The organism is Kribbella sp. NPDC006257 (genome assembly GCF_040613535.1).
Lineage (GTDB): Bacteria > Actinomycetota > Actinomycetes > Propionibacteriales > Kribbellaceae > Kribbella.
Map to the genome: position 1 here is coordinate 86,936 of NZ_JBEXSJ010000006.1, position 22,734 is coordinate 109,669.

Below are 22,734 nucleotides of genomic sequence, written 5' to 3' on the forward strand. Positions count from 1 at the left end.
CCAGAACGCTAGAGCGAGAAGCGGCCAGGATCTGGCCTCATTTCCAGTGGGTGGCGACCAAGTTCCAGATGACGCCGGCGAGCGCGTCCTTGCTGCCGGAGGGGAAGGGCAGAGCGCCACCGTCGCGGTCCAGGATGACGGCCTCGTTGGTGTCGCTGCCGAAGACCTTGCCGCCGGAGACGTCGTTCACCACCAGCAGGTCGCAGCCCTTGCGTTCGAGCTTGGCGCGGGCCAGCTCGATCACGCTGTGCTCCGCATCGCCCGTCTCCGCGGCGAAGCCGACGATCACCTGATCGGTGCGCTGCCGGTCGTGCGAGATGGTGGCCAGGATGTCCGGGTTCTGCACCAGGTTGACCGCGGGCACCGAACCGTCGGCGGTCTTCTTGATCTTGTGCCCGGCGACGTCGGCCGGCCGGAAGTCGGCGGGTGCGGCGGCCATCACGATCGCGTCGGCGTCGACGGCGCGGCCGGTGATCTCGTCGTACAGCTCGCGGGTGCTGGTCACCGGGACGACCTGGACACCAGCCGGATCGGCCAGCTCCGAATTCGCCGCGACCAGGGTCACCTTGGCACCACGGGCGGCCGCGATCCGGGCCAGCGCGTAGCCCTGCTTGCCGGACGACGAATTGCCCAGGTAGCGCACCGGGTCGAGGTGCTCGCGAGTTCCACCCGCGCTGACCAGGACGTGCTTGCCGGTCAGATCGGCGACCGACTGGCCCGCGGCCCGGGCGGTCTCGTCGGCGAGCATCAGCTGGCTGATCGCGAAGATCTCGGCGGGTTCGGGCAGCCGGCCGCGGCCGGTGTCGGCGCCGGTCAGCCGGCCGACCGCGGGGTCGAGCACGGTGATACCGCGCGACCGCAGGGTGGCCACGTTGGCCTGCGTCGCGGGGTGCTCCCACATCTCGGTGTGCATCGCGGCCGCGAACAGGATCGGGCAGCGCGCGGTCAGCAGCGTGTTGGTGAGCAGGTCGTCGGCCAGGCCGTGCGCGGCCTTGGCGATCAGGTTCGCGGTGGCGGGCGCGACGACGACCAGGTCGGCGCCCTTACCGATCCGGACGTGCGGGACCTCGTGCACGTCGCCGAACGGGTCGGCCGTCACCGGCTGACCCGACAGCGCCGCCCAGGTGGCCGCGCCGACGAACTCCAGCGCGGCCGCGGTCGGCACCACCCGGACCCGATGCCCGGACTCGGTCAGCCGCCGCAGCAGATCACAGACCTTGTACGCCGCGATGCCACCACCGACGCCGAGCACCACATTCGGTTTGGCGGCGGGAACGACCGAACCCCCCGGGGCCGAAGCTTCGCCGGGGGTCGGAGGTGGCTGCGTCATCGACCGGTACTACTGGGACTTCTCCGCGGCTGCGGCGGCTTCCGCCTCGGCCTCGGGGTCGATGTCCGTGCAGGTCAGCACGCCCTCGTTGATCTCGCGCATGGCGATCGAGAGGGGCTTCTCCTGGACGTGGGTCTCGACCAGCGGTCCGACGTACTCCAGCAGGCCTTCGCCGAGCTGGGAGTAGTAGGCGTTGATCTGCCGCGCCCGCTTGGCCGAGTACAGCACCAGCTTGTACTTCGAGTCGGTACGGGTGAGCAGGTCGTCGATCGGCGGGGACGTGATACCGATGGCGACGGGCTGGTTGCCAGACAAGTTCAGCTCTTTCCAGAGATGGAGAGGGTTATCGAATCAACTTTACCAACTGATCGGCCGCTTCCCGAACGGAGGCGTTCACGATCGTGACGTCGAATTCCTTCTCGGCCGCCAGCTCCAGAGTAGCCGTCTCCAGTCTGCGCTCCCGCTCCTCGGCCGTTTCCGTGCCCCGGCCGACCAGTCGGCGGACCAGTTCGTCCCAGCTCGGCGGGGCCAGAAAGACGAAATGCGCGTCCGGCATCGTCTCCCGGACCTGCCGGGCGCCCTGCAGGTCGATCTCCAGCAACGCCGGCCTGCCTTCGGCCAGTTTGTCGAGCACCGGCTGCCGCGGCGTACCGTAGCGGGCCGCCTTGTGCACGACGGCCCACTCGAGCAGCTCGTCGTTCGCGATCATCCGGTCGAACTCGGCGTCGCTGACGAACAGGTAGTGCACGCCGTGCACCTCGCCCGGGCGGGCCTTGCGGGTGGTCGCCGAGACCGAGATCCAGATATCGGGGAACCGCTCCCGGATGTCCGCGGCGACCGTGCCCTTGCCGACCGCGGTCGGGCCGGCCAGCACGGTCAGCCGGGCGCCGCCGAGTCCGCGGCCGGTCCGGCCGGACGGGTTGCCGCGCGGCGTCGCCGTACCGGTCTCGTGTCCCGTCGCGTTCCCCGTGCCCGAATCCATCTCCCGGTCCGTTCCCACCTGGTTCTCGATCAGCTCCGTGGACATCACTCGGCGAATTCGCGCTCGAGCGCGGCGATCTGGTTCGTGCCCAGACCACGCACCCGGCGCGTCTCGGAGATGCCGGCCCGCTCCATGATCTGCTGCGCGCGCACCTTGCCGACGCCGGGGATGCACTGCAGCAGCGCGCTCACCCGCATCTTGCCGATCACGTCGTTGACCTGCCCCTCGTGCAGAACCTGCGTCGGGGACGCTCCGGAGTGCCGGATCCGGTTCTTGATCTCCGCACGCTCACGCCGCGCCGCCGCGGCCTTGTCCAGAGCCGCCGCACGCTGCTCCGGGGTCAAAGAAGGAAGTGGCACCGTTTCACCTGTCCCGTTATGTGGCTTCGAACGTGAACCTAACACGGCTCACGACGGCCTCGGGACAGGCTCAGGAGGGCGGCCGGAAGCCGGGTGATGATAAGGGCCGCACACCGCAGCGGACCGGGTCAGTTCAACGCCGGAACATCCACCTTGCAGGAATCCTTGGCGTGCGTGGCGATTTCCTTGTAAGCGGTCGTCACGGCGCCGGTTTCCTTGCTCAACCGGGCGAGCTGGACCCGGTCCGACCCGGCTTTCTGGGCCTTCTCCGCAAACGTCACGATCGCGGCCCAGTCGTCCTTGATCTCCTGCGGCGCGGAGTCCTGCAGTTTCTTGGCGTCGGCCAGGATCTTCACGTAGTCGGCCGGGTTCTGCGGATCGACGTTCACCGCGTTCGCGGCGTACCCGGCGAGATCGACGCAGTAGGCCTGTTCCTCGGTGCACGCGGTCAGTCCGGCTGCCGTCGTCATCAGCACGGCGGTCATCACTACTTTGCGCATCAGGTTCTCGTCCTCGCTGTCAGTGGTCGGGGGCGTGAACCCACGACGCTACCTGGCGCGATCAACCCCGCGGGCTCAGTTGCTGCCCGCGGGGTCCGGTGGGATCAGTTGTCCTGGATGTTCACCTTGCAGGTGTCCTTGGCCTGCTTGGTGATCGCCGCCGACGCGGCCGCGATCTTGGTGCCGTCGTTCTTGGCCAGCTCGGTCAGCTTGGCCGTGTCGCCCTTGGCGTCCTTCGCCTTGTCGGCGTAGTCGAGCACGATCTTCCAGTCGTCCTTCAGGTCGTCCGGCGCCGACTTGGACAGCTTCTTCGCCTCGTTGCGCATCTTGTCGACCGCGGCGGTGTCCTTGATGTCGAGGCCCTTGACCGCCTCGGCATAGTTCTGCAGCTCGCTGCAGTAGTTGCCGCCCGAGCACGCCGTCAACGTGCCGACGCTCATTGTCACTACCGCCGCGAGGGCCGCAACCTTACGCATTCCGTTCCTAACTGCCCGCGGGGAGACCTTCTCTCCCCGTCGCGGCAACCATTCCGAATTCCGGGGTCAACTGCCCGGAGGCCACGCCGTGAAGAACGTCGCACCGCCGGACTGGAACCACCCCGTAACCTCCCGCGTCGCCCGTTCGTGGAGGCCGCCACAGCGTTCGCTGTGACGATCACACCGATGGCAGCCCAGGACCAGTGATCCAGCCGCTGGTGCAGCATCACCAGGCCGACCAGCGCGGCCAGTACTGGGTTCACGCTCATGAAGACCCCGAAGAACTGCGCCGGGACTCGCCGCAGCACAAGTACGTCCATCAGAAACGGGACCGCTGACGACAGCACTCCCGCTGTCAACGCATAGGCGACAGTGGCAAGCGTCGGCGGATGCTTGATCAGCATGACGATCCCGATCGGCATATAGGCGAGTCCAGAGACCGCAGCTGCGGCACCAGAGCCCTGTACGCCGGGTAGCTCTCTGCCCATCGCTCGATTGAGCAGGATGTAGCAAGCCCAGCACGCGGCCGCTACGACTCCCAGTGCGATGCCGAGGTAGTCAGTGCTTGCCTGCGGACGAGTCAGTACTACGACAGCCGGGGCGGCCACGAGTGCGCAGTACAGGTCAAGCTTTCGTCGTGAGCCGGCTAGTGCGACTCCCAGTGGGCCAAGGAACTCGAGCGTGACCGCTAACCCGAGGCCTATGCGATCGATGGACGTGTAGAGACAGAGGTTCATGGTCGCGAACACGGCTGCGAGGCCGAGGATCAGGCGCCACTGTCTGGCCGTGAAGGAGCGGAACCGTGGTCGCCCGATCGCGAGCAGCACCACACCGGCCACCCATTGCCTGATCGCGACCACGCCGGCCGGGCCGATCACGGGAAAGGCGAGTGCGGCCGTCGCGGCACCTACCTGCGTCGACAGACCGCTTCCCAGCATCATCGCCACGCCTACTGGCCTGTTCTCGTTGTGCCTCACCTGCTGAGCGTCCACCGGCCTTGGCTATGCGCAAAATGCATCGTTGCGGCCATCTATACGCTGAAGTCATGGATCTGGAGCTGCGGCAACTGCGCTGCCTGGTCGCGATCGTCGACGCGGGCACGTTCACCGATGCCGCCATCGAGCTCGGCGTCTCGCAGGCGGCCGTCTCGCGCAATCTGCTCGGCCTCGAGCGCGTGCTCGGCGTCCGGCTGCTGCATCGGACCAGCCGGACGATCACGCCGACCACGGCCGGCGTACAGGTGCTCAATCGGGCCCGGCATCTGCTCGCCGAGGCCGACGATCTGGTGCGGGAGGCAACGACCGGGCATGCGCGACTGCGGATCGGGCACGCCTGGTCGGCCTTGGGATCGTATACCGCCGAGTTCCAGCGGATCTGGGCGACCCGCTATCCCGACGTCGAACTCCTCCTGGTCCGCACCAACACCGCGACCGGCGGCCTCGCCGAGGGCCTCTGCGACCTCGCGATCGTGCGAGTCCCGATCGACAGCCACCGGTTCGCCCACGTCACCATCGCCGACGAACGCCGGTACTGCGTACTCGCAGCCGACGACCCCTGGGCGCGCCGGCGATCCCTCACCCTCGACGAGATCCGCGAACGCACCCTCCTGATCGACCGTCGCACCGGCACCACCAGCGTCGACCTCTGGCCGGAGGGATTGCGGCCGCGGCTCGAATACATCCAGGACATCGACGACTGGCTAGCCGCCATCGCCACCGGCCGCTACGTCGGCATGACCCCCGAATCCACCGCCACCCAGTACCGCCGCGACGGCATCGTCTACCGCCCCGTCCGAGACGCCCCACCCGTCCCCGTCCACCTAGCCTGGCGCCGCCACGACCCCCACCCAGCCACCCACGCCGCCATAGCCCTAGCCACGGAGCTCTACAACTCCTGACCCACCCCGCCGCCCCACCCCACCCCATCCCCACCGCCCCATCCCCAACGCATCCCCACCGCCCCGTCGCCCCCCGGCGCACCCCACCGCCCCAACCCCCACTCCCACCCCACCGCTCGCCTCCGCACACCGCCTCGAGTGTGCTCCGCTCCCCCTCGCGGGCTTAGCCCACTCCTATAGCAGGGGGCTAAGCCACACACCAGGAGCGAACCCCACCAGCAGGGGCGAACCCCGCGGACGGGGGCGAAGCACGGGGACGGGGGCGAAGCACGGGGACGGGGGCGAAGCACGGGGACGGGGGCGAAGCGCGGGACGGGTGGGCGAAGCGCGGGACGGGTGGGGATGGGGCGGGACGGGTGGGGATGGGGGAGGTTGTCCACAGGGGGCGAAGTTGTGGGGGCCGGCGGGGTGAGTCTCGGCAAGTTGTGGGGTATGAACCCAAAACTTCGACACCGCGCCTCCCAGTACGGCGACACATTCACTCGTCAAGATGCGTTGGCCTCCGGTTACACAGCTAGCCAGATTCGTGAACGGCTCCGGTGTGGGCGATGGATCTCTCTCAGGAGAGGCCTGTACGCCGAGCCGGCGAGCCTTGCCGGTAGTCCACCGTGGGTGCGAGAAGCTGCCCGGCACCGGCTCGCTGTGCACGCCGCCGCCCGGGCACTCTCGGGGAGCGCGGTGGTGATCAGCCATCAATCCGCGGTAGTCCTCCACAAACTGCCGACCTGGGGACTGGATCTTGGCCGCGTTCATGTCACTCGCACGAAGCGCGGCCGAGGCCGGATCCTTGCGGGCACGAGCCATCATGTCGGTGCCTTGCCGAAGACGGCGATGACCACGACCGAAGGGCTCATCACGACGACGGCTGCCAGAGCGGTGATCGAGTCGGCGTGCACAGCGCAGTACGAGGCTGCAGTTGTGCTCTGCGACGCCGCGCTGCGGCAGAAGCTGGTGACGAAGGCCGAGCTACAGGAAGTACTCGACTGGATGTCGGGCTGGCCCGGGTCGGGTACTGCGCTTGCGGCGGTCGCCTTCGCTGATCAGCGGGCCGAGTCCGTGGGCGAGTCGCGGCTCCGGGTGTTGATGGACACCCATGGCCTGCCCACGCCCGAACTTCAAGTCGTCGTCCACCTCGACGACGGCATCGTCGCGAGAGTTGATTTCCTGTTTCGGCAGCAGCGGGTGATCGTCGAGTTCGACGGACTGGTCAAGTACCGCGACCAGGCGATCGATGTAGTCATGCGCGAGAAGCGTCGGGAGAACCAGCTGCGTGCCGCCGGCTACTTGGTCATCAGGGTCGACTGGGACGACCTCGACCACCCCGAGCGCCTCGTACGCCGGATCCGGCAGGCCTTCGCGATGGCGGCCAGTGCGGCGAAGACGGTGGCCAACTCCTGATCTGCCGGTTCACCCCCTGCTATGGGAGGGGGTGAACCCCGCCGGGAGGAGCGGACCCCTTCGGGCGAGCCCGCGCGGCCGAGGCGCGTGGCGATGCCGACGTCGCGATCGATCGGATCAACGGCGAGAGCTGAGGCACGCATCTCGGCCAGAGCTCAGTAGCCGAGGGCTGTGCGGAAGGCGTCGTTGGTGCGGGTGGCGGCGTCGCGGAGAGAGGTCGCCGACGGGCCGGCGGCGAGGATTTCGCGGGAGCTGGAGGGGACGACGTTGCGGGCGGCGGCGCCGAAGATCGCGGTCAGGCTTTCGGCGGTTGCGCCCTGGGCGCCGATGCCGGGGGCGAGGAGAGGTCCGCGGATGTCGAGGTTCTCGTCGGTCGGGGCGATGGTGGCGCCGACGACGGCGCCGAAGGAGCCGAGGTCGTCGGCGTCGGCGTTGAGGTCGCGGAGGCCGTCGAGGACGGCGCCGGCGACGGTCGGGCCGGCCGTCGTTCGGGCGGACTGGAACTGCGGGCCCTCGGGGTTCGAGGTGAGCGCGAGGACGAACAGGCCGGCGCCGGCTGCGCGTGCCTCGTCGATCGCGGGCTGGAGGGAGCCGAAGCCGAGGTACGGGCTGACGGTCAGCGCGTCGCAGGCCAGCGGGCCCTTCTCGGACAGGTAGGCGGCCGCGTAGCCGGCCATCGTGCTACCGATGTCACCGCGTTTCGCGTCGATGATCACCAGGGCGCCGGCCTCGCGGAGGCGGATCGTCGCCTGCTCCAGTACGGCGATGCCCGCCGACCCGAAGCGTTCGAAGAAGGCCGACTGCGGCTTGAACACGGCGACCTGGTCGGCCAGCGCATCGACGACCCCGAAGGTGAACGTCGCCAGGCCTTCGGGGGTGTCCGGCAGGCCCCAGAGGTCGAGCAGGTGCTGGTGCGGGTCGATCCCGACGCAGAGTGGGCCGCGCGCGTCCATCGCCGCGCGCAGACGGGTACCGAAAGGCTGGTCGCTCATGGGACGTACTCGCTCTCTCATCGATGCTCCAGGAGACGGTTCGACCGGCGTACCAGGCCGGGACCGCGATAGATCAGGCCGGTGTAGAGCTGGACCAGGCTGGCGCCCGCATCCATCAGTCGCGCGGCGTCGGACGGATCGAGGATCCCGCCGACACCGATGATCGGCAGCGCTCCCCCGGTCTCGGAGTGAATGTGCGCGACGGCCTTGGCCGCGATCTCGGTCAGCGGCCGGCCGGACAGGCCCCCGGACTCCGAAGCCAGCCGTTCATCGACCGCGGCGAGACCGGAGCGGCCGATGGTCGTGTTGGTGGCGATGATCCCGGCGACGCCGACGTCGGTGCAGACACCGAGCAGTTCGTCGATCGCCGGCTCGGTCAGATCCGGTGCGATCTTGACCAGGATCGGTTTGGGCGCCAGACCACCGACGGCCAGCGACGACGCCTCGGCATGCAGGGCAGTCAGCAGTTCGCGGAGATGTCCGGAGTCCTGCAGAGAGCGCAATCCCGGCGTGTTCGGCGAGCTCACGTTGACCGCGAAGTAGTCGCCGTACCGGTAGAGCCGGCGCAGCGAGGTCACGTAGTCCTCGACCGCGTCCTCGAGCGCCGTCACCTTGGACTTGCCGATCGAGATCCCGAGCGGATAACCGAGCGGCCCGTACGCCGCCAGCCGGTCGGCGAGCGCGGCCGAGCCGAGGTTGTTGAACCCCATCCGGTTGATCACGGCTTCGCTCTCGACCAGCCGGAACAACCGGGGCTGCGGATTCCCCGGCTGCGCCTGCGCCGTGACCGTGCCGACCTCGACGAAGCCGAACCCGAGCGCCCGCCAGGCCGGCAGCGCGATCCCGTTCTTGTCCATCCCGGCGGCCAGCCCGATCGGCCCCGGGAAACGCACCCCGAAGACCGTCCGGGCCAGACCCGCCGGCAACGAACCGTACGACCGCGAGAGAGCGCTCACTGCGCCGGGAACGCGGCTCAGCCGCTGCAACCCGTGCAGCGTCTGCTCGTGCGCGATCTCGGCATCACCCTTGCCCAGCCGGTACAGCACCGGCCGGATCACCTTGCGGTACAGGGAAAACGCATCCACGGCGCTCAGCTCTCCACCACCCCGCCGACAACCGCTCCGTCGCCTACCGCAGTGTCGACTGCCGCAGCGTCGACGACCGCAGTGTCAGCGATCCCGCGGATGCGCGAAGCCCAGTCCTGCAGAGAGCGCACTCCGATGTCTCCGGCCTGCTGCGCCTCGATCCCCTGCACCGCGGCCGCCAATCCCTGCACGGTAGTGATGCACGGGATGTTCCGGGCCACCGCCGCGCTCCGGATCTCGTAGCCGTCGATTCGCGGCGACCCACCCTGGGTGATCCCGATCGGCGTGTTGACGATCAGGTTCAGCTCACCGTCCTGGACCATCTGCACGATCGTCGGCTCACCGTTCGGCCCCGGACCCTGGCTGCTCTTGCGAACCGTGACCGACTCGACGCCGTTGCGCCGCAGTACGTCGGCAGTGCCTTCGGTCGCGTAGATCTGGAAGCCGAGATCCGCCAGCCGCTTGACCGGGAAGATCATGTGCCGCTTGTCCCGGTTGGCGACCGACACGAACACCTTGCCCGAGCTGGGCAACGGTTGCGACGCGCCGGCCTGCGACTTGGCGAACGCCGTACCGAAGGTCTCGTCGATGCCCATCACCTCGCCGGTGGAGCGCATCTCCGGCCCGAGCACGGTGTCGACCGACGAACCGTCGATGGTCCGGAACCGGTTGAACGGCATCACGGCTTCCTTCACCGCGATCGGCGTCGAGACCGGCAGGGTGCCACCGTCACCAACCGCGGGCAGCATGCCTTCCTCGCGCAGTACGGCGATCGTTGCCCCGAGCATCACCCGGGCGGCAGCCTTCGCCAGCGGCGTGGCCGTTGCCTTGGACACAAAGGGAACCGTCCGCGATGCCCGCGGGTTCGCCTCCAGCACGTAGAGTACATCACCGGCGAGCGCGTACTGCACGTTCAGCAGACCTCGTACGCCGACGCCCCGAGCGATCGCCTCGGTGGAAACCCGGATCTTCTCGATGTCTGCGTTCCCCAAGGTGATCGGCGGCAGCGCGCAGGACGAGTCGCCCGAGTGCACCCCGGCCTCCTCGATGTGCTCCATCACGCCACCCAGGAACAGCTCGGTCCCGTCGAACAGCCCGTCGACGTCAATCTCCACCGCGTCGTCCAGGAACCGGTCGATCAGCACCGGGTGCTCCCAGTTGGCAGCGAGCGCGTCGCCGCTGAGCCGCCGGAGAGCAGCGGTTAGCTCCGACTCGGAGTACACGATCTCCATGCCGCGACCGCCGAGCACGTACGAGGGGCGCACCAGCACCGGGAAACCGATCTCAGCCGCGATCTCCTGCGCCTCGTCGAACGACATCGCCGTACCGTGCTTGGGAGCGGGCAGCGAAGCGTCCGCGAGCACCTTGCCGAAGGCACCACGCTCTTCCGCGAGGTGGATCGCCTCGGGCGACGTCCCGACGATCGGTACGCCGGCGTCCGCGAGCCGCTGCGCGAGTCCGAGTGGGGTCTGGCCGCCGAGCTGCACGATCACGCCGGCGACCGGGCCGGCCTGCATCTCGGCGTACACGATCTCGAGGACGTCCTCGCAGGTGAGCGGCTCGAAGTACAGCCGGTCGGAGGTGTCGTAGTCGGTCGAGACCGTCTCCGGGTTGCAGTTCACCATCACCGTGCAGTAGCCGGCTTCGCGCAGCGCCATCGACGCGTGCACACAGGAGTAGTCGAACTCGATCCCCTGCCCGATCCGGTTCGGCCCGGAGCCGAGGATGAGCACGGCCGGCTGCTCCCGAGGAGCGACTTCGGACTCTTCGTCGTACGACGAGTAGTGGTACGGCGTGGCCGCCGCGAACTCGGCCGCACAGGTGTCCACCGTCTTGTAGACCGGCCGGATCCCGAGCGCCTGCCGGACACCCCGTACGACGTCCTCGGTCAGACCGCGGATCTCGGCCAGCTGGAGATCCGAGAAACCGTGCCGCTTGGCCAGCCTCAGAATCTCCGGAGTCAGCCGGGGAGCCGCCGCGACGGCACCTGCGGTCTCGTGGATCAGGTACATCTGGTCCACGAACCACGGGTCGATCTTGGTCGCGTCGAAGATCTGCTCCGGCGTCGCGCCGGCCCGGATCGCGTCCATCACGGTCCGCAGCCGGCCGTCGTGCGGCGTCTTGATTGCCTCCAGCAACGGTTCGAGCTCCGAGGCCGGCGCCTCCGCCCAGGAGAACCGGGCTTCGGGCTTCTCCAGCGAGCGCAGCGCCTTCTGCAGCGCCTCGGTGTAGTTGCGGCCGATCGCCATCGCCTCGCCGACGCTCTTCATGTGCGTGGTCAGCGTCGCGTCGGCGGCCGGGAACTTCTCGAACGCGAACCGCGGCACCTTCACGACCACGTAGTCCAGCGTCGGCTCGAAGCTGGCCGGGGTCTGCTTGGTGATGTCGTTCGGGATCTCGTCGAGGGTGTAGCCGATGGCAACCTTCGCCGCGATCTTGGCGATCGGGAAGCCGGTCGCCTTCGAGGCCAGCGCGGACGACCGGGAGACCCGCGGGTTCATCTCGATCACGATCAGCCGGCCGTCGGCCGGGTTCACCGCGAACTGGATGTTGCAGCCGCCGGTGTCGACGCCGACCTCGCGAATGATGCCGATGGCAAGGTCCCGCATCGTCTGGTACTCGCGGTCGGTCAGCGTCATCGCCGGCGCGACGGTGACCGAGTCGCCGGTGTGCACGCCCATCGGGTCGACGTTCTCGATCGAGCAGATGATCACGACGTTGTCCGCCTTGTCGCGCATCACCTCCAGCTCGTACTCCTTCCAGCCGACGATCGACTCCTCGATCAGCACCTCGGTGGTCGGGCTGGCGGTCAGGCCGGCCGCGGCGATCCGGCGCAGGTCCGGTTCGTCGTACGCCATCCCGGAGCCGACGCCGCCCATCGTGAAGGACGGCCGGATGACCAGCGGGTAGCCCATCTCGGCAGCCGCGGCGAGCACGTCGTCCATCGTGTGGCAGACATGGGAGCGCGCGGTCTCGGCGCCCAGCTTGTCCACGATCGCCTTGAACGACTCGCGGTTCTCACCACGCTGGATCGCGTCGACCGAGGCGCCGATCAGCTCGACACCGTACTTCTCCAGCACGCCGTTCTCGTGCAGCGCGATCGCCGCGTTCAGCGCGGTCTGACCGCCCAGCGTGGCGAGCAGGACGTCCGGACGCTCCTTCTCGATCACCTTCTCGACGAACTGCGGGGTGATCGGCTCGACGTAGGTCGCGTCGGCGAACTCCGGATCCGTCATGATCGTGGCCGGGTTGGAGTTCACCAGGATGACCCGGAAGCCCTCCTCCTTGAGCACCCGGCAGGCCTGGGTGCCGGAGTAGTCGAACTCACAGGCCTGGCCGATCACGATCGGGCCGGAGCCGATCACCAGCACCGACTCGATATCTGTACGGCGTGGCATCAGCTCTGCCCTTCCATCAACGAGACGAAACGATCGAAGAGGTACGCCGAGTCGTGTGGACCGGCGGCAGCCTCCGGGTGGTACTGGACCGAGAACGCGAGCGGTTTCCCGTCGCGACCGGTCAGCTTCAGCCCTTCGACGACGTTGTCGTTGAGCGAGATGTGACTGACTTCAGCGGTTCCGTACGGCGTATCGACGGTGCCCTCGAGCGGCGCATCCACAGCGAACCCGTGGTTCTGAGCAGTGATCTCGACCTTCCCGGTGGCCCGGTCGAGCACCGGCTGGTTGATCCCCCGGTGCCCGTACTTCAGCTTGAACGTCCCGAGCCCGAGCGCGCGCCCGAAGACCTGGTTCCCGAAGCAGATCCCGAAGTACGGAACCCCCTTCTCCAGCAGGGCTTTCAGTAGTGTCGTCGGGTGCTCGGTGGTCTCCGGATCACCCGGGCCGTTGCTCATGAAGATGCCGTCGGGCTTGACCGCGAGCACCTCCTCGAGACTGGCCGTGGCCGGCAGCACGTGCACCTCGATGCCCCGCTCGGCCATCCGCTTCGGCGTCATCGACTTGATCCCCAGGTCGAGCGCCACCACGGTGAACTTCTTCGAACCTTCAGCCGGTACGACGTACGCCTCGGTCGCGGTCACCTCGGAGGCGAGATCCGAGCCCGCCATCTGCGGCTGCTGGAGCACCTTCGCCAGCAACGCGGCCGGGTCGAGGATCTCGGTCGAGATCCCGGCCCGCATCGCACCGCGTTCGCGCAGATGCCGGGTCAGCGCGCGGGTGTCGATGCCGGAGATCCCGACCACGCCCTGGTTCTTGAGCTGCTCGTCGAGCGAGCGCTTGGCGCGCCAGTTCGACGGCACCCGGGCGGGGTCGCGCACGACGTACCCGGCGACCCAGATCTTGCCCGACTCGTCGTCATCGTCGTTCACCCCGGTGTTGCCGATGTGCGGCGCGGTCTGGGTGACGATCTGGCGGTGGTACGACGGGTCGGTCAGCGTCTCCTGGTAGCCGGTCATCCCGGTGGTGAACACCGCCTCGCCGAAGGTCTCACCGGTCGCACCGTACGACGTACCGGCGAACGCGCGGCCGTCTTCGAGGACCAGCAGGGCTGCCTGGCTCATTGCTCGGCTCCGATCAGGGTCGAGATGGAATCGGTCAAAGCGGCGGTGTCGGCCTTGCGGCGCGGGCGGAACCCGGTGTCGAGTGCGTGACCGTCGTGGTTCCAGGTGACCACCACCAGCCCGGAGGCCTCGGCGGTCACCTTGCCTGCGATGCCCCGGTCGGTCCGTACGCCGGTCAGCCGGTCGACCGGGATGAAGACGTCGGCGGCACCTTGCCGGTGGAAGATCAGGCCGGCCGGACTGACGTCCAGGTCGGCGTTGCTGCGGACACCGAGCTCGTGCACGGCGATCCGGTCCATCCAGTCGCCGGCCGCGGTGGTCGCGACGTACACGCCTTCGACACCGGTGATCTTGTCGGTCGGCGGCACGGGTGGCAGCGGGGCCAGGTCGGACTGCCGCGCCTGGCGATTGCGCCAGCCGCGGTACATGCCGTACCAGCCACCTCCGATCACCAGAAGCGTGCCGAGGATTGCGAGAACAGTCTTCACCGGGTCAGCTTCCCGTCCAGAACGGTCGGTGTACCCCTCAGGAAGGTGGCAACGACCTGACCCGGCAACTTCATGCCGTCGAACGGCGTGTTCCGGGACAGCGACTTCGACTCCCCCGGTACGACGGTGCGCTCGACGGCCGGGTCGACCAGGGTCACGTTCGCCGGCGCACCGACTTCGAGCGGCCGGCCGTGCTCGCCGATCTGGCCGATCGCGGCCGGCCGGTAACTCATCCGGTCGGCGAGATCGGCCCAGGTCATCAGCTTGGTGTCGATCATCGCGTGCTGGACCACCGAGAGAGCGGTCTCCAGGCCGGTCATCCCGAACGCCGCCGCGCTCCACTCGCAGTCCTTGTCCTCGACCGGGTGTGGCGCGTGGTCGGTGGCGACGATGTCGATCGTGCCGTCGGCCAGCCCCTCGCGGACCGCCTCGACGTCGGCCTTCGTCCGCAGCGGCGGGTTCACCTTGAAGACCGGGTTGTAGGAAGTCAGCAGGTCCTCGGTCAGCAGCAGGTGGTGCGGCGTCACCTCGGCGGTGACTTCGAGTCCGCGCTTCTTGGCGGCCCGGACGATCTCGACCGAGCCCTTGGTGGACAGGTGGCAGATGTGCAGCCTGGAACCGACGTGCGCGTTCAGCAGGATGTCGCGGGCGATGATCGACTCTTCGGCGACGCTCGGCCAGCCGGTCAGGCCGAGAATGCCGGAGAGCGCTCCCTCGTTCATCTGCGCGCCCTGGGTCAGCCGTGGCTCCTGCGCGTGCTGGGCGACGACGCCGTCGAAGGCCTTCACGTACTCGAGCGCGCGCCGCATCAGCGCCGCGTCCCAGACACAGTCGCCGTCGTCGGAGAACACCCGCACGCGCGCCGCGGAGTCGGCCATCGCGCCCAGCTCGGCGAGCTGGGTACCCTGCCGGCCGACGGTGACCGCGCCGATCGGGTACACGTCGGCGTACCCGGCCTCGCGGCCCAACCGCCAGACCTGCTCGACGACGCCGGCGGTGTCGGCGACCGGGTCGGTGTTGGCCATCGCGAACACCGCGGTGAAGCCGCCCATCGCGGCGGCCCGGGTGCCGGTGAGCACGGTCTCGGCGTCTTCGCGACCCGGCTCGCGCAGGTGGGTGTGCAGGTCGACCAGGCCGGGCAGCGCGATCTTGCCGCTGCCGTCGACGACCTCGGCACCGTCGTGCGCCAGGTCGTTGCCGATGGCCACGATCTCGCCGTTGTCGATCCGGATGTCCGCGACCTCGCCGCCGAGGATCGATGCTCCGGTGATCAGGTAGGCGGTCATGCCTTGGGCTCCTCGTTCGGGTTCGTGTCGTTGCTACCTGAGAGCAGCAGATAAAGGACGGCCATCCGAATGGCCACGCCGTTCGTGACCTGCTCGACGATCACCGAGCGGGTGGAGTCGGCGACCTCGGCACTGATCTCCATGCCGCGGTTCATCGGGCCGGGGTGCAGCACGATCGCCTCGTCGGGCAGCTGCGCCATCCGGTGCACATCGAGTCCGTACCGCCTCGTGTACTCCCGGGCGCTGGGGAAGAACGCGTCACCCATCCGCTCGCGCTGGACCCGCAGCATCATCACCGCGTCGCTCTTCGGCAGCGTCGCATCCAGGTCGTACGACGTGGCGCACGGCCAGCCGGACATGTCGACCGGCAGCAGTGTCGGCGGCGCGACCACGGTGACCTCGGCGCCGAGCGTTGCCAGCAGCAGCACGTTCGACCGGGCCACCCGGCTGTGCAGGACGTCACCGACGATGGTGATCCGGCGGCCGTCCAGCGAGCCGAGGTGGCGGCGCATGGTGAAGGCGTCGAGCAGCGCCTGGGTCGGGTGCTCGTGCGTGCCGTCACCGGCGTTGACGACCGAGCCGGTCATCCAGCCCGAGGTCGCCAGCAGGTGCGGGGCGCCGGATGAACCGTGCCGGCAGACGACGCCGTCGGCGCCCATCGCCTGCAGGGTCAGGGCGGTGTCCTTGAGGCTCTCGCCCTTGCTCACGCTGGAGCCCTTGGCGGAGAAGTTGATCACATCGGCCGACAGCCGCTTGGCCGCCGCCTCGAACGAGATCCGGGTCCGGGTGGAGTCCTCGAAGAAGAGGTTCACCACGGTCCGGCCGCGCAGGGCGGGCAGCTTCTTGATCGGCCGGTCCGCCAGCGAGCGCATCTCCTCGGCGGTGTCCAGGATCAGGTTGGCCTCGTCGCGACTGAGGTCGCCGGCACTCAATAGGTGGCGCATCAGACCGACGCTCCCGTCTTGTCGGCGATCAGCACCGCGTCGGCGCCGTCGTACTCGGTGAGGTGCACGGTGACCCGCTCGACCAGGGAGGTGGGCAGGTTCTTGCCCACGTAGTCCGCCCGGATGGGCAGTTCCCGGTGCCCGCGGTCGACCAGGACGGCCAGCTGGACCGCCTTCGGCCGGCCGATGTCGCCGATCGCGTCCAGTGCGGCGCGGATCGTCCGGCCGGAGAACAGCACGTCGTCGACCAGGACGACGACCTTGCCGTCGATCCCGCCGGGCGGGATGTCGGTGTGCTCGAGCGCACGGGCCGGTTTGAGGCCGATGTCATCGCGGTACATCGTCACATCGAGTGACCCTGTGGGCACACTCTGCCCCTCGACTGCGGCGATCCGCTCGGAGATGCGGGCCGCCAGGCCTACCCCACGGGTGGGGATGCCGAGGAGTACCACCGGGTCGGCACCCCGGTTGCGCTCGAGGATCTCGTGCGCGATCCGGGTCAGTGCCCGGGAAATGTCGGAAGCATCCAGCACTGTGCGCGGTACAGGTACCGAGGCAGGGCTCATCGCTACCGTTCCTCCTTTCCCGCCTCTCTGGACGGGTCTTTAAAGGACGTTCGGACCGCTTGACATCGTATCGGAAGTGACACGCCGTCTTGACGCTGGCCTCCGGACCAGAATATTGTTACTCTGTGTAATCGTGGGGGGTTTCACCAACCGGCCCGTTTCAAACGGGCCCGGACAAGACAAAGTTGGAGGGAAGATCCAGCGTGCCTAGCGAATACGCGAAGTCACTCGGCGCCAAACTACGCGCCATCCGTCAACAGCAAGGCCTGTCCTTGCACGGGGTCGAGGAGAAGTCCAAGGGTCGCTGGAAGGCGGTCGTCGTCGGCTCGTACGAGCGTGGCGACCGTGCCGTCACCGTTCAGAAGCTCGCCGAGCTCGCCGATTTCTTCGGTGTGCCGATGCGTGAGCTGCTGCCCGGCTCGGCCAGTGCGGCCGCGGCCGCTGCGGCACCGCCCAGGTTGATCCTCGACCTGGAGGCGCTTCAGCACCTCGACACCAGCGAGGCCGGCCCGTTGATGCGCTACACGGCCACCATCCAGGCCCAGCGCGGCGACTACAACGGCAAGGTGCTCTCGATTCGTCAGGACGACCTCCGCACTCTGGCGGTCATCTACGACGAGTCGCCGACCACCCTGACCGAGCGTTTCATCTCCTGGGGAGTTCTGAACCCGGAGGCCCGTGGAGAGGTCGAGGACGCCGAAGCAGCCGGCGCCTGAGTCCGCGGGAATGAGAGACGGCCGGGGCTCGTAGCAGCTTGCCCGCGGCCGCCTGCCCGCCCCTCTTCACAGGGACGGGCCGCAGAGAAGGTCGAGAACAACTGAATGAGCACCACCAGGCCGGGGCCGTTCCCCCCGCGCCGACGAACGGGGACGCCTGAGAAGGCCCGGCACCGCACCGTGGCGGTACCGGGCCTATTTGAGTTTCAGCCGGGGTCTCAGACCCCGAGGGTCGGCTTGAGCTGTAGCAGCCGGGCCAGCAGGCCGTTGACGAAGGCCGGCGACTCGTCGGTCGACAGGTCCCGGGCCAGCGAGACCGCCTCGCTCACCGCGACCACGTCCGGCACCTGCTCGTCGAAGAGCAGTTCGTAGGCCCCGATCCGCAGGATGTTGCGGTCCACGGCCGGCATCCGGTCCAGCGTCCAGCCGACCGAGTGGGCGCTCAGCAGCTCGTCGATCTGGTCGATGTGCTTCGAGACGCCCTCGACCAGCGCCACGGTGAACTCGTTCACCGGCGGGTCGCCGTCAGCTACCCGGTCGGCCAGCGTGCCGCCGACCGGCAGCCCCCGCACCTCCGACTCGTACAACACGTCGAGGGCGCGTTTGCGGGCCTTGCTCCGGGCAGACATGTTCGGTTGTCAGCTCTCCTGTGTCGGCGTACGGGCTCAGGACGTGACGCGGCCGAGGTAGTCACCGGTACGGGTGTCCACCTTGACCTTCTCGCCGGTGGTCAGGAACAGCGGAACCTGGATCGTGTAGCCGGTCTCCAGCTTCGCCGGCTTGGTGCCACCGGTGGAGCGGTCGCCCTGCAGGCCGGGCTCGGTGTACTCGACGAGCAGCTCGACCGAGGCCGGGAGCTCGATGTACAGCGGCAGGTCGTCGTGCACGGCAACGACGGCGTCCTGGTTCTCCAGCAGGAAGTGCGACGCGTCTCCGACCACCTCGGGGGTGATGTGGACCTGCTCGTAGGTGGAGCTGTCCATGAAGACGTAGGAGCCGCCGTCGTTGTACAGGTACGTCATGTCGCGCTTGTCGACGTTGGCCACCTCGACCTTGACGTCGGCGTTGAAGGTCTTGTCGACGACCTTCCCGGACAGCACGTTCTTCAGCTTGGTGCGCATCACGGCACCGCCCTTACCGGGCTTGTGGTGCTGGAACCAGACGACGGACCACAGCTGCCCATCCAGGTTGAGCACCATGCCGTTCTTGAGGTCGTTCGTCGAGGCCACGCGAAGATTCCTTTACAAAGTGATCAGCGGTACGCCGAATTGTAGCGGTCGACGCACCTTACAGGTGACTCGCTCGCCCCGACGCCCTCTACGCTGAGGTCCAGGGAATACCAGGAGGCAAAATGTCGGGGCTCGTCATCGTCGCGGTCTTCTTCATCATCGCGTTCCTCGCGAAGAAGGCGAACAACAAGGCGGCTCAGGGTGGCGGGCGGAATCCCGGTACGCCGAGTCCGCGGATGCAGAAGGTGATCGAGCGGCTCCAGGCCCAGCAGGGCACCAACCGGCCGATCCAGTTCCAGGGCCAGTTCACCCAGCCGACCTCCGGGCCGCCGATGCAGGGACAGGTGACGAACTCGGCCGGCCAGGTCGTCCGCCCGGCCGGACCGGTGCAGAACTCCGGCCGCGCCCAGGCATCAGCTCAGCTCGCCGGGATGATCCAGCAATTGATGCAGGCCGGCCAGACCACCGGCCACTTCAGCCAGCCGATCACCGGCCCAGGCCAAACCGGCTCGCTGCAGCCCGGTCCGATCCAGGCAGGTCCGATGCAGTCGGGGTCGCCGCAGTACGCGGGACCGCAGACCGGCTACGCGCCTCCTGGGCAGTTCCAGCCGCCGCAGTACCAGGGGCAGTTCCAACCGCCACAACCGCCGCCGTGGGTTCCGGCTTATCAGCAGCCCCCGCAGGCCAGGCGTCCACAGCAGAGCAAGGGCGATCTGGAGGCCCGGGTCCGCCAACTGATGTCGACCGGCAACGAGGTGACGGCAGTCCGGCTGCTGAGCGACGAGCGGGATCTGGGCATCATCGAAGCCCAGAAGTACGCCCGCTCCCTGGTCGCCGGTCCGGAGAAAGCACGCAGTACCGCAGCCGCCGCCTCAGATCCGGACAGCACGGAGCCCCGGAAGGACGAGGAGTTCCGGTACGTCGGTTCCGCCGCGTTCGCCGAGTCGCTCTTCGACACCGGAGGCGACGAGAACAGCTGGGCCAGCGGCTGGGTCGACAAACCCGAACCCGAGGACCGCACCGACATGGACGAACTCTGGCAAACAGTCCAGAACGCCGGCCGCCCCAAACCCCCACCCCAGAACTAACCCGTCACCACCCCACCACAACCCAACTATGCCGCCGCCCAACCTCCAACCACCCGAAACCACCGTCCCCCGGGCCGGATCCTGGGCCGGGCCCGGACGCTGAGTCCGGCCTGGAGCCTGGGCCCGAGGCGTAGTCCGGGCCGACGGCGCCGGACGGCCAGATCGTGAGTGTGGGAGCCGGCCGGCCGGCGGTGGCGAAGGCTTGGACTTGGTGGGTCATTTGGGTTGCGTGGACTGCGGCGGCGGGGCCGTGGGCCAGGGCACCCAGTTCGACGGTGTTCTTGGTGCCGGCGGGGCGGGCTGTCAGGTAGGTGAGGGTGTTGTCGGCGAAGGTGGCCGAGGTGCCCCAGCGTGGGGTGGGTGAGACTCGGCGTTTCTTGACGGCGGATCGGTCGGCGGCGAGTACGCAGTACTGGTTGAGCGTGGTTGCCAGCCAGAGGTTCAGGTCGGCGAGCGGTTCCTCGCGATCTGCGAAGACTCCGGACCAGATCACAGTGGAAGGTTGGCGGAGGATGTCGGCAGGCGGTTCGGCGATTTCCTGGTCGATGTCGAAGCTGAGCCGCACGGTGTCTTTCTCCAGCAGGACCGCCCGCTCGTAGCTCGCACCGGCGCCCTGCATGCAGACGAATCCGCAGAGCCTCATCGACCGGCTCTCCAACCGCCCGTCCACCAGATCGAGCGCCACCGACCGCGTCTGACCACGAAGGCGCAGCGGTACGACGATCCGCCCGTGCTCGGCGAGCTGCTCGACCCAGGCCGGCGCGATGTCCCAGGCCGTCACGGTGACGACGATCCGGTCAAAGGGAGCGCTCTCCGGCGATCCGAACTCCCCATCGGCAAGCACGACCCGAACCTCGTCGTACCCAGTCGCCGCCAACCCACGCCGAGCCCGCTCGATCACGTCCGGGTCGATGTCGATCGTGGTGACGGCTCCCCCGGGCCCGACCAGTTCGCTCAGCAAGGCGGCGTTGTACCCACCGGAGCCGATCTCGAGCACCCGGTGCCCCGGCTCGATCGCCGCCTGCTCGAGCATCAACGCAACCACCGACGGCTGCGACACCGAACTGATCGCCACCCCGTCCTCGTCACGTTTCATCAGTACGACGTCGTCGGCGTACGCGACCTCGAGCGGCACCAACGGCACGAACTCATGCCGCGGCACCCGCTGGAAAGCGGCCGTCACCCGCTCGTCCTGAAGGGCGCCTTCGGCAACCATCCGGGCGACCAGGGCGGTACGCAGCGACTCGGCGTACTGGTTGCCCTGGGCATCCATGAACTCAGTCCGTCTTGTCGCCGAGAGATTCGAGCAAGGCGCGGAGGCTGTCGGCCAGCTTGGTGCGCTCGTCGGCCGACAACCCCGCGAGCAGCCGGTCCTCGGTCGCCACGTGGGTCGGCAGGACGGCGTCGATCAGGTCCAGTCCGGCCTTGGTGAGCGTCACCTGGACACCGCGACCGTCGGTTTCGCTCGGCTTCCGGGTCACCAGGCCGCGTGCCTCCAGCCGGTCGAGGCGCTGGGTGATCGCGCCGGAGGTCACCATCGACGAGCGCATCAGGCCGGCCGGGGTGAGGCTGTGCTCGGCGTTGCTGCGGCGGAGCGTGGCGAGGACGTCGAACGAGGCCGAGTCGAGATCGTGCGCGGCGAAGTTGCGCCGGAGCTCGGTGTCGATCAGCTGGCCGAGCCGCTTGAGCCGGCCCATCACCGCCATCGGCGAAGCGTCCAGGTCCGGGCGCCGCTCGCCCCACTGCGCGAGCACGAGGTCGACGTGATCTGCCATTCGGCCAGCCTAGTTGATCTCTTAGCGGTGAGGTAGATCACTTAGCGGTGAGAGATCTAGGAAATTGCTTAGCACTGAGATACATTGCCTTAGTGCTAAGCAATCGATTCGGCCTCGTCCTGACCACCGCGATCGCGCCTGCCCTCTGGGGCAGCACCTACCTGGTGACGACGGAGCTGCTTCCGCCCGGGCGTCCGCTGCTCGCCGGTGTGATCCGCGCTCTCCCGGCCGGGCTTCTGCTGGTCGCGCTCACTCGCCGGCTTCCGACGGGGATCTGGTGGTTCCGGGCGTTCGTGCTGGGTGCGCTCAATATCGGCGCCTTCTTCGCATTGCTGTTCGTCGCGGCGTACCGGCTGCCGGGAGGTGTCGCCGCGACGGTCGGCGCTCTGCAGCCGCTGTTGGTCGCGGTTCTCTCTGCTGGACTGCTCGCCGAGCGGCTCACCACGCGCACGACGGTGGCTGCGCTGGCAGGTGTTGCTGGTGTGAGTCTGCTCGTACTGCGGGCGGGTGCACGGCTGGATGGCTGGGGTGTCATGGCCGCGGTCGGCGGTGCGATGGTGATGGCAACTGGTGTCGTTCTCAGCAAGAGGTGGAAGTCGCCGGCGCCGTTGCTCGCGATGACTGGGTGGCAGTTGGTGGCTGGTGGCCTGTTGCTGCTTCCTGTGGCGTTGATCGTCGAGGGCCGACTGCCTTCGTCTCTCACGGCTGCGAACCTTGCTGGGTACACGTACCTGACGATCATCGGGTCGGCGGTCGCCTACGCCCTCTGGTTCCGCGGACTGCGCGCCCTGTCCCCCACCGACGTCACCTTCCTCGGCCTACTCAGCCCGGTCGTCGCCACTCTCCTCGGCTGGCTGGCCCTGGACCAACACCTCACCACCGCCCAGCTGATAGGTGGCCTGATCGTCCTGGCAGCCCTCATCACCGCCCAACTGAAGAGGACTCCGGCACTCCCGGCGCACGGCGTACCAGCTGTTCCTGTTGGGCGGTTGGCTACGTGTGGTTCATCGGGGCGCGCTGCCGATTAAAGATGCACCCGCGCCGAGGCGCTCGAACCGAGGGACCTCCGCAGTTCCCGAAAGGGTATTCGTGCGAAGATGCCGC

The 22,734-nt window shown here is 68.3% G+C and carries 24 protein-coding genes and 1 pseudogene; 6 read left to right on the top strand and 19 right to left on the bottom strand.

Annotated features, from left to right (window positions below; all coding sequences use genetic code 11):
- Nucleotides 1–37: 37 nt before the first annotated feature.
- The 7 genes from coaBC to ABZ004_RS09695 all read right to left on the bottom strand — a co-directional run bounded on the left by coaBC (nt 38) and on the right by ABZ004_RS09695 (nt 4,624).
- Nucleotides 38–1,330 (bottom strand): bifunctional phosphopantothenoylcysteine decarboxylase/phosphopantothenate--cysteine ligase CoaBC, encoded by a 1,293-nt coding sequence (gene coaBC / locus ABZ004_RS09665; RefSeq protein ID WP_355679365.1) that lies wholly within the window; start codon nt 1,328–1,330, stop codon nt 38–40.
- A gap of 9 nt (nt 1,331–1,339) precedes the next feature.
- Nucleotides 1,340–1,645 carry a DNA-directed RNA polymerase subunit omega gene (gene rpoZ / locus ABZ004_RS09670; RefSeq protein WP_355679366.1) on the bottom strand — a complete coding sequence of 102 codons (306 nt, stop codon included), beginning with the start codon at nt 1,643–1,645 and terminating at the stop codon, nt 1,340–1,342.
- A 28-nt stretch (nt 1,646–1,673) separates the two neighbouring features.
- A complete protein-coding gene (gene gmk / locus ABZ004_RS09675; protein ID WP_355679367.1) occupies nt 1,674–2,360 on the bottom strand; it encodes a guanylate kinase in 687 nt (228 codons plus the stop codon).
- Nucleotides 2,357–2,671 carry an integration host factor, actinobacterial type gene (gene mihF / locus ABZ004_RS09680; protein WP_112238105.1) on the bottom strand — a complete coding sequence of 105 codons (315 nt, stop codon included), beginning with the start codon at nt 2,669–2,671 and terminating at the stop codon, nt 2,357–2,359. Before mihF ends, gmk begins: the two co-directional genes overlap by 4 nt.
- Before the next feature lie 128 nt (nt 2,672–2,799).
- Nucleotides 2,800–3,171 carry a hypothetical protein gene (locus ABZ004_RS09685; protein WP_355679368.1) on the bottom strand — a complete coding sequence of 124 codons (372 nt, stop codon included), beginning with the start codon at nt 3,169–3,171 and terminating at the stop codon, nt 2,800–2,802.
- Between the two features lie 104 nt (nt 3,172–3,275).
- Complete coding sequence (locus tag ABZ004_RS09690; RefSeq protein ID WP_355679369.1) at nt 3,276–3,611, bottom strand: hypothetical protein; 336 nt, start codon at nt 3,609–3,611, stop codon at nt 3,276–3,278.
- 5 nt (nt 3,612–3,616) lie between these two features.
- Complete coding sequence (locus ABZ004_RS09695) at nt 3,617–4,624, bottom strand: EamA family transporter (protein ID WP_355679370.1); 1,008 nt, start codon at nt 4,622–4,624, stop codon at nt 3,617–3,619.
- 68 nt (nt 4,625–4,692) lie between these two features.
- Here ABZ004_RS09695 and ABZ004_RS09700 point away from each other — a divergent pair, with 68 nt between their 5' ends.
- From ABZ004_RS09700 to ABZ004_RS09710, 3 genes and pseudogenes are all read left to right on the top strand, one after another.
- Nucleotides 4,693–5,544 carry a LysR family transcriptional regulator gene (locus ABZ004_RS09700; RefSeq protein WP_355679371.1) on the top strand — a complete coding sequence of 284 codons (852 nt, stop codon included), beginning with the start codon at nt 4,693–4,695 and terminating at the stop codon, nt 5,542–5,544.
- 432 nt (nt 5,545–5,976) lie between these two features.
- Nucleotides 5,977–6,114, top strand: a pseudogene (locus tag ABZ004_RS09705) (type IV toxin-antitoxin system AbiEi family antitoxin domain-containing protein); the annotation flags it as partial.
- Nucleotides 6,115–6,156: 42 nt separating this feature from the next.
- Nucleotides 6,157–6,942, top strand: coding sequence for a DUF559 domain-containing protein (locus ABZ004_RS09710; RefSeq protein ID WP_355679523.1), 786 nt, complete (start codon nt 6,157–6,159; stop codon nt 6,940–6,942).
- Nucleotides 6,943–7,097: 155 nt separating this feature from the next.
- On the opposite strand, the gene pyrF is transcribed toward ABZ004_RS09710, so the two are convergent.
- The 8 genes from pyrF to pyrR are packed head-to-tail and all read right to left on the bottom strand — an operon-like array spanning nt 7,098 to nt 16,822.
- Complete coding sequence (gene pyrF / locus ABZ004_RS09715) at nt 7,098–7,934, bottom strand: orotidine-5'-phosphate decarboxylase (RefSeq protein ID WP_355679372.1); 837 nt, start codon at nt 7,932–7,934, stop codon at nt 7,098–7,100.
- A gap of 17 nt (nt 7,935–7,951) precedes the next feature.
- A complete protein-coding gene (locus ABZ004_RS09720; RefSeq protein ID WP_355679373.1) occupies nt 7,952–9,019 on the bottom strand; it encodes a quinone-dependent dihydroorotate dehydrogenase in 1,068 nt (355 codons plus the stop codon).
- A gap of 5 nt (nt 9,020–9,024) precedes the next feature.
- Nucleotides 9,025–12,417, bottom strand: a complete 3,393-nt coding sequence (gene carB, locus ABZ004_RS09725; protein ID WP_355679374.1) for a carbamoyl-phosphate synthase large subunit — start codon at nt 12,415–12,417, stop codon at nt 9,025–9,027.
- A complete protein-coding gene (carA, locus tag ABZ004_RS09730) occupies nt 12,417–13,538 on the bottom strand; it encodes a glutamine-hydrolyzing carbamoyl-phosphate synthase small subunit (protein WP_355679375.1) in 1,122 nt (373 codons plus the stop codon). Before carA ends, carB begins: the two co-directional genes overlap by 1 nt.
- Nucleotides 13,535–14,026, bottom strand: coding sequence for a hypothetical protein (locus ABZ004_RS09735; protein ID WP_355679376.1), 492 nt, complete (start codon nt 14,024–14,026; stop codon nt 13,535–13,537). The genes carA and ABZ004_RS09735 overlap by 4 nt, the downstream gene beginning before the upstream one ends.
- Complete coding sequence (locus ABZ004_RS09740; RefSeq protein WP_355679377.1) at nt 14,023–15,312, bottom strand: dihydroorotase; 1,290 nt, start codon at nt 15,310–15,312, stop codon at nt 14,023–14,025. Before ABZ004_RS09740 ends, ABZ004_RS09735 begins: the two co-directional genes overlap by 4 nt.
- Nucleotides 15,309–16,256: an aspartate carbamoyltransferase catalytic subunit gene (locus tag ABZ004_RS09745; RefSeq protein WP_355679378.1), complete on the bottom strand. Its 948-nt coding sequence runs from the start codon at nt 16,254–16,256 to the stop codon at nt 15,309–15,311. Before ABZ004_RS09745 ends, ABZ004_RS09740 begins: the two co-directional genes overlap by 4 nt.
- The gene (gene pyrR / locus ABZ004_RS09750; RefSeq protein WP_355679379.1) at nt 16,256–16,822 is read right to left on the bottom strand and encodes a bifunctional pyr operon transcriptional regulator/uracil phosphoribosyltransferase PyrR; all 567 of its coding nucleotides are present in this window, start codon (nt 16,820–16,822) and stop codon (nt 16,256–16,258) included. The genes ABZ004_RS09745 and pyrR overlap by 1 nt, the downstream gene beginning before the upstream one ends.
- Before the next feature lie 203 nt (nt 16,823–17,025).
- Between pyrR and ABZ004_RS09755 the strand changes: the two genes are divergently transcribed.
- Entirely contained in the window at nt 17,026–17,538 is a 513-nt protein-coding gene (locus ABZ004_RS09755) for a transcriptional regulator (protein WP_112238083.1), read from the top strand.
- Between the two features lie 218 nt (nt 17,539–17,756).
- On the opposite strand, the gene nusB is transcribed toward ABZ004_RS09755, so the two are convergent.
- Together nusB and efp are read right to left on the bottom strand one after the other, a co-directional pair.
- The gene (gene nusB, locus ABZ004_RS09760; protein ID WP_355679380.1) at nt 17,757–18,167 is read right to left on the bottom strand and encodes a transcription antitermination factor NusB; all 411 of its coding nucleotides are present in this window, start codon (nt 18,165–18,167) and stop codon (nt 17,757–17,759) included.
- A gap of 36 nt (nt 18,168–18,203) precedes the next feature.
- Complete coding sequence (gene efp / locus ABZ004_RS09765; RefSeq protein WP_355679381.1) at nt 18,204–18,767, bottom strand: elongation factor P; 564 nt, start codon at nt 18,765–18,767, stop codon at nt 18,204–18,206.
- Between the two features lie 122 nt (nt 18,768–18,889).
- Here efp and ABZ004_RS09770 point away from each other — a divergent pair, with 122 nt between their 5' ends.
- The gene (locus ABZ004_RS09770) at nt 18,890–19,855 is read left to right on the top strand and encodes a hypothetical protein (RefSeq protein WP_355679382.1); all 966 of its coding nucleotides are present in this window, start codon (nt 18,890–18,892) and stop codon (nt 19,853–19,855) included.
- Between the two features lie 4 nt (nt 19,856–19,859).
- Here the strand turns inward: ABZ004_RS09770 and fxlM are convergent, their stop codons facing one another.
- Complete coding sequence (gene fxlM, locus ABZ004_RS09775) at nt 19,860–21,128, bottom strand: methyltransferase, FxLD system (protein ID WP_355679383.1); 1,269 nt, start codon at nt 21,126–21,128, stop codon at nt 19,860–19,862.
- Nucleotides 21,129–21,132: 4 nt separating this feature from the next.
- Nucleotides 21,133–21,630 carry a MarR family transcriptional regulator gene (locus tag ABZ004_RS09780; RefSeq protein WP_355679384.1) on the bottom strand — a complete coding sequence of 166 codons (498 nt, stop codon included), beginning with the start codon at nt 21,628–21,630 and terminating at the stop codon, nt 21,133–21,135.
- A gap of 92 nt (nt 21,631–21,722) precedes the next feature.
- Here ABZ004_RS09780 and ABZ004_RS09785 point away from each other — a divergent pair, with 92 nt between their 5' ends.
- The gene (locus ABZ004_RS09785; RefSeq protein ID WP_355679385.1) at nt 21,723–22,658 is read left to right on the top strand and encodes an EamA family transporter; all 936 of its coding nucleotides are present in this window, start codon (nt 21,723–21,725) and stop codon (nt 22,656–22,658) included.
- Nucleotides 22,659–22,734 lie beyond the last annotated feature (76 nt).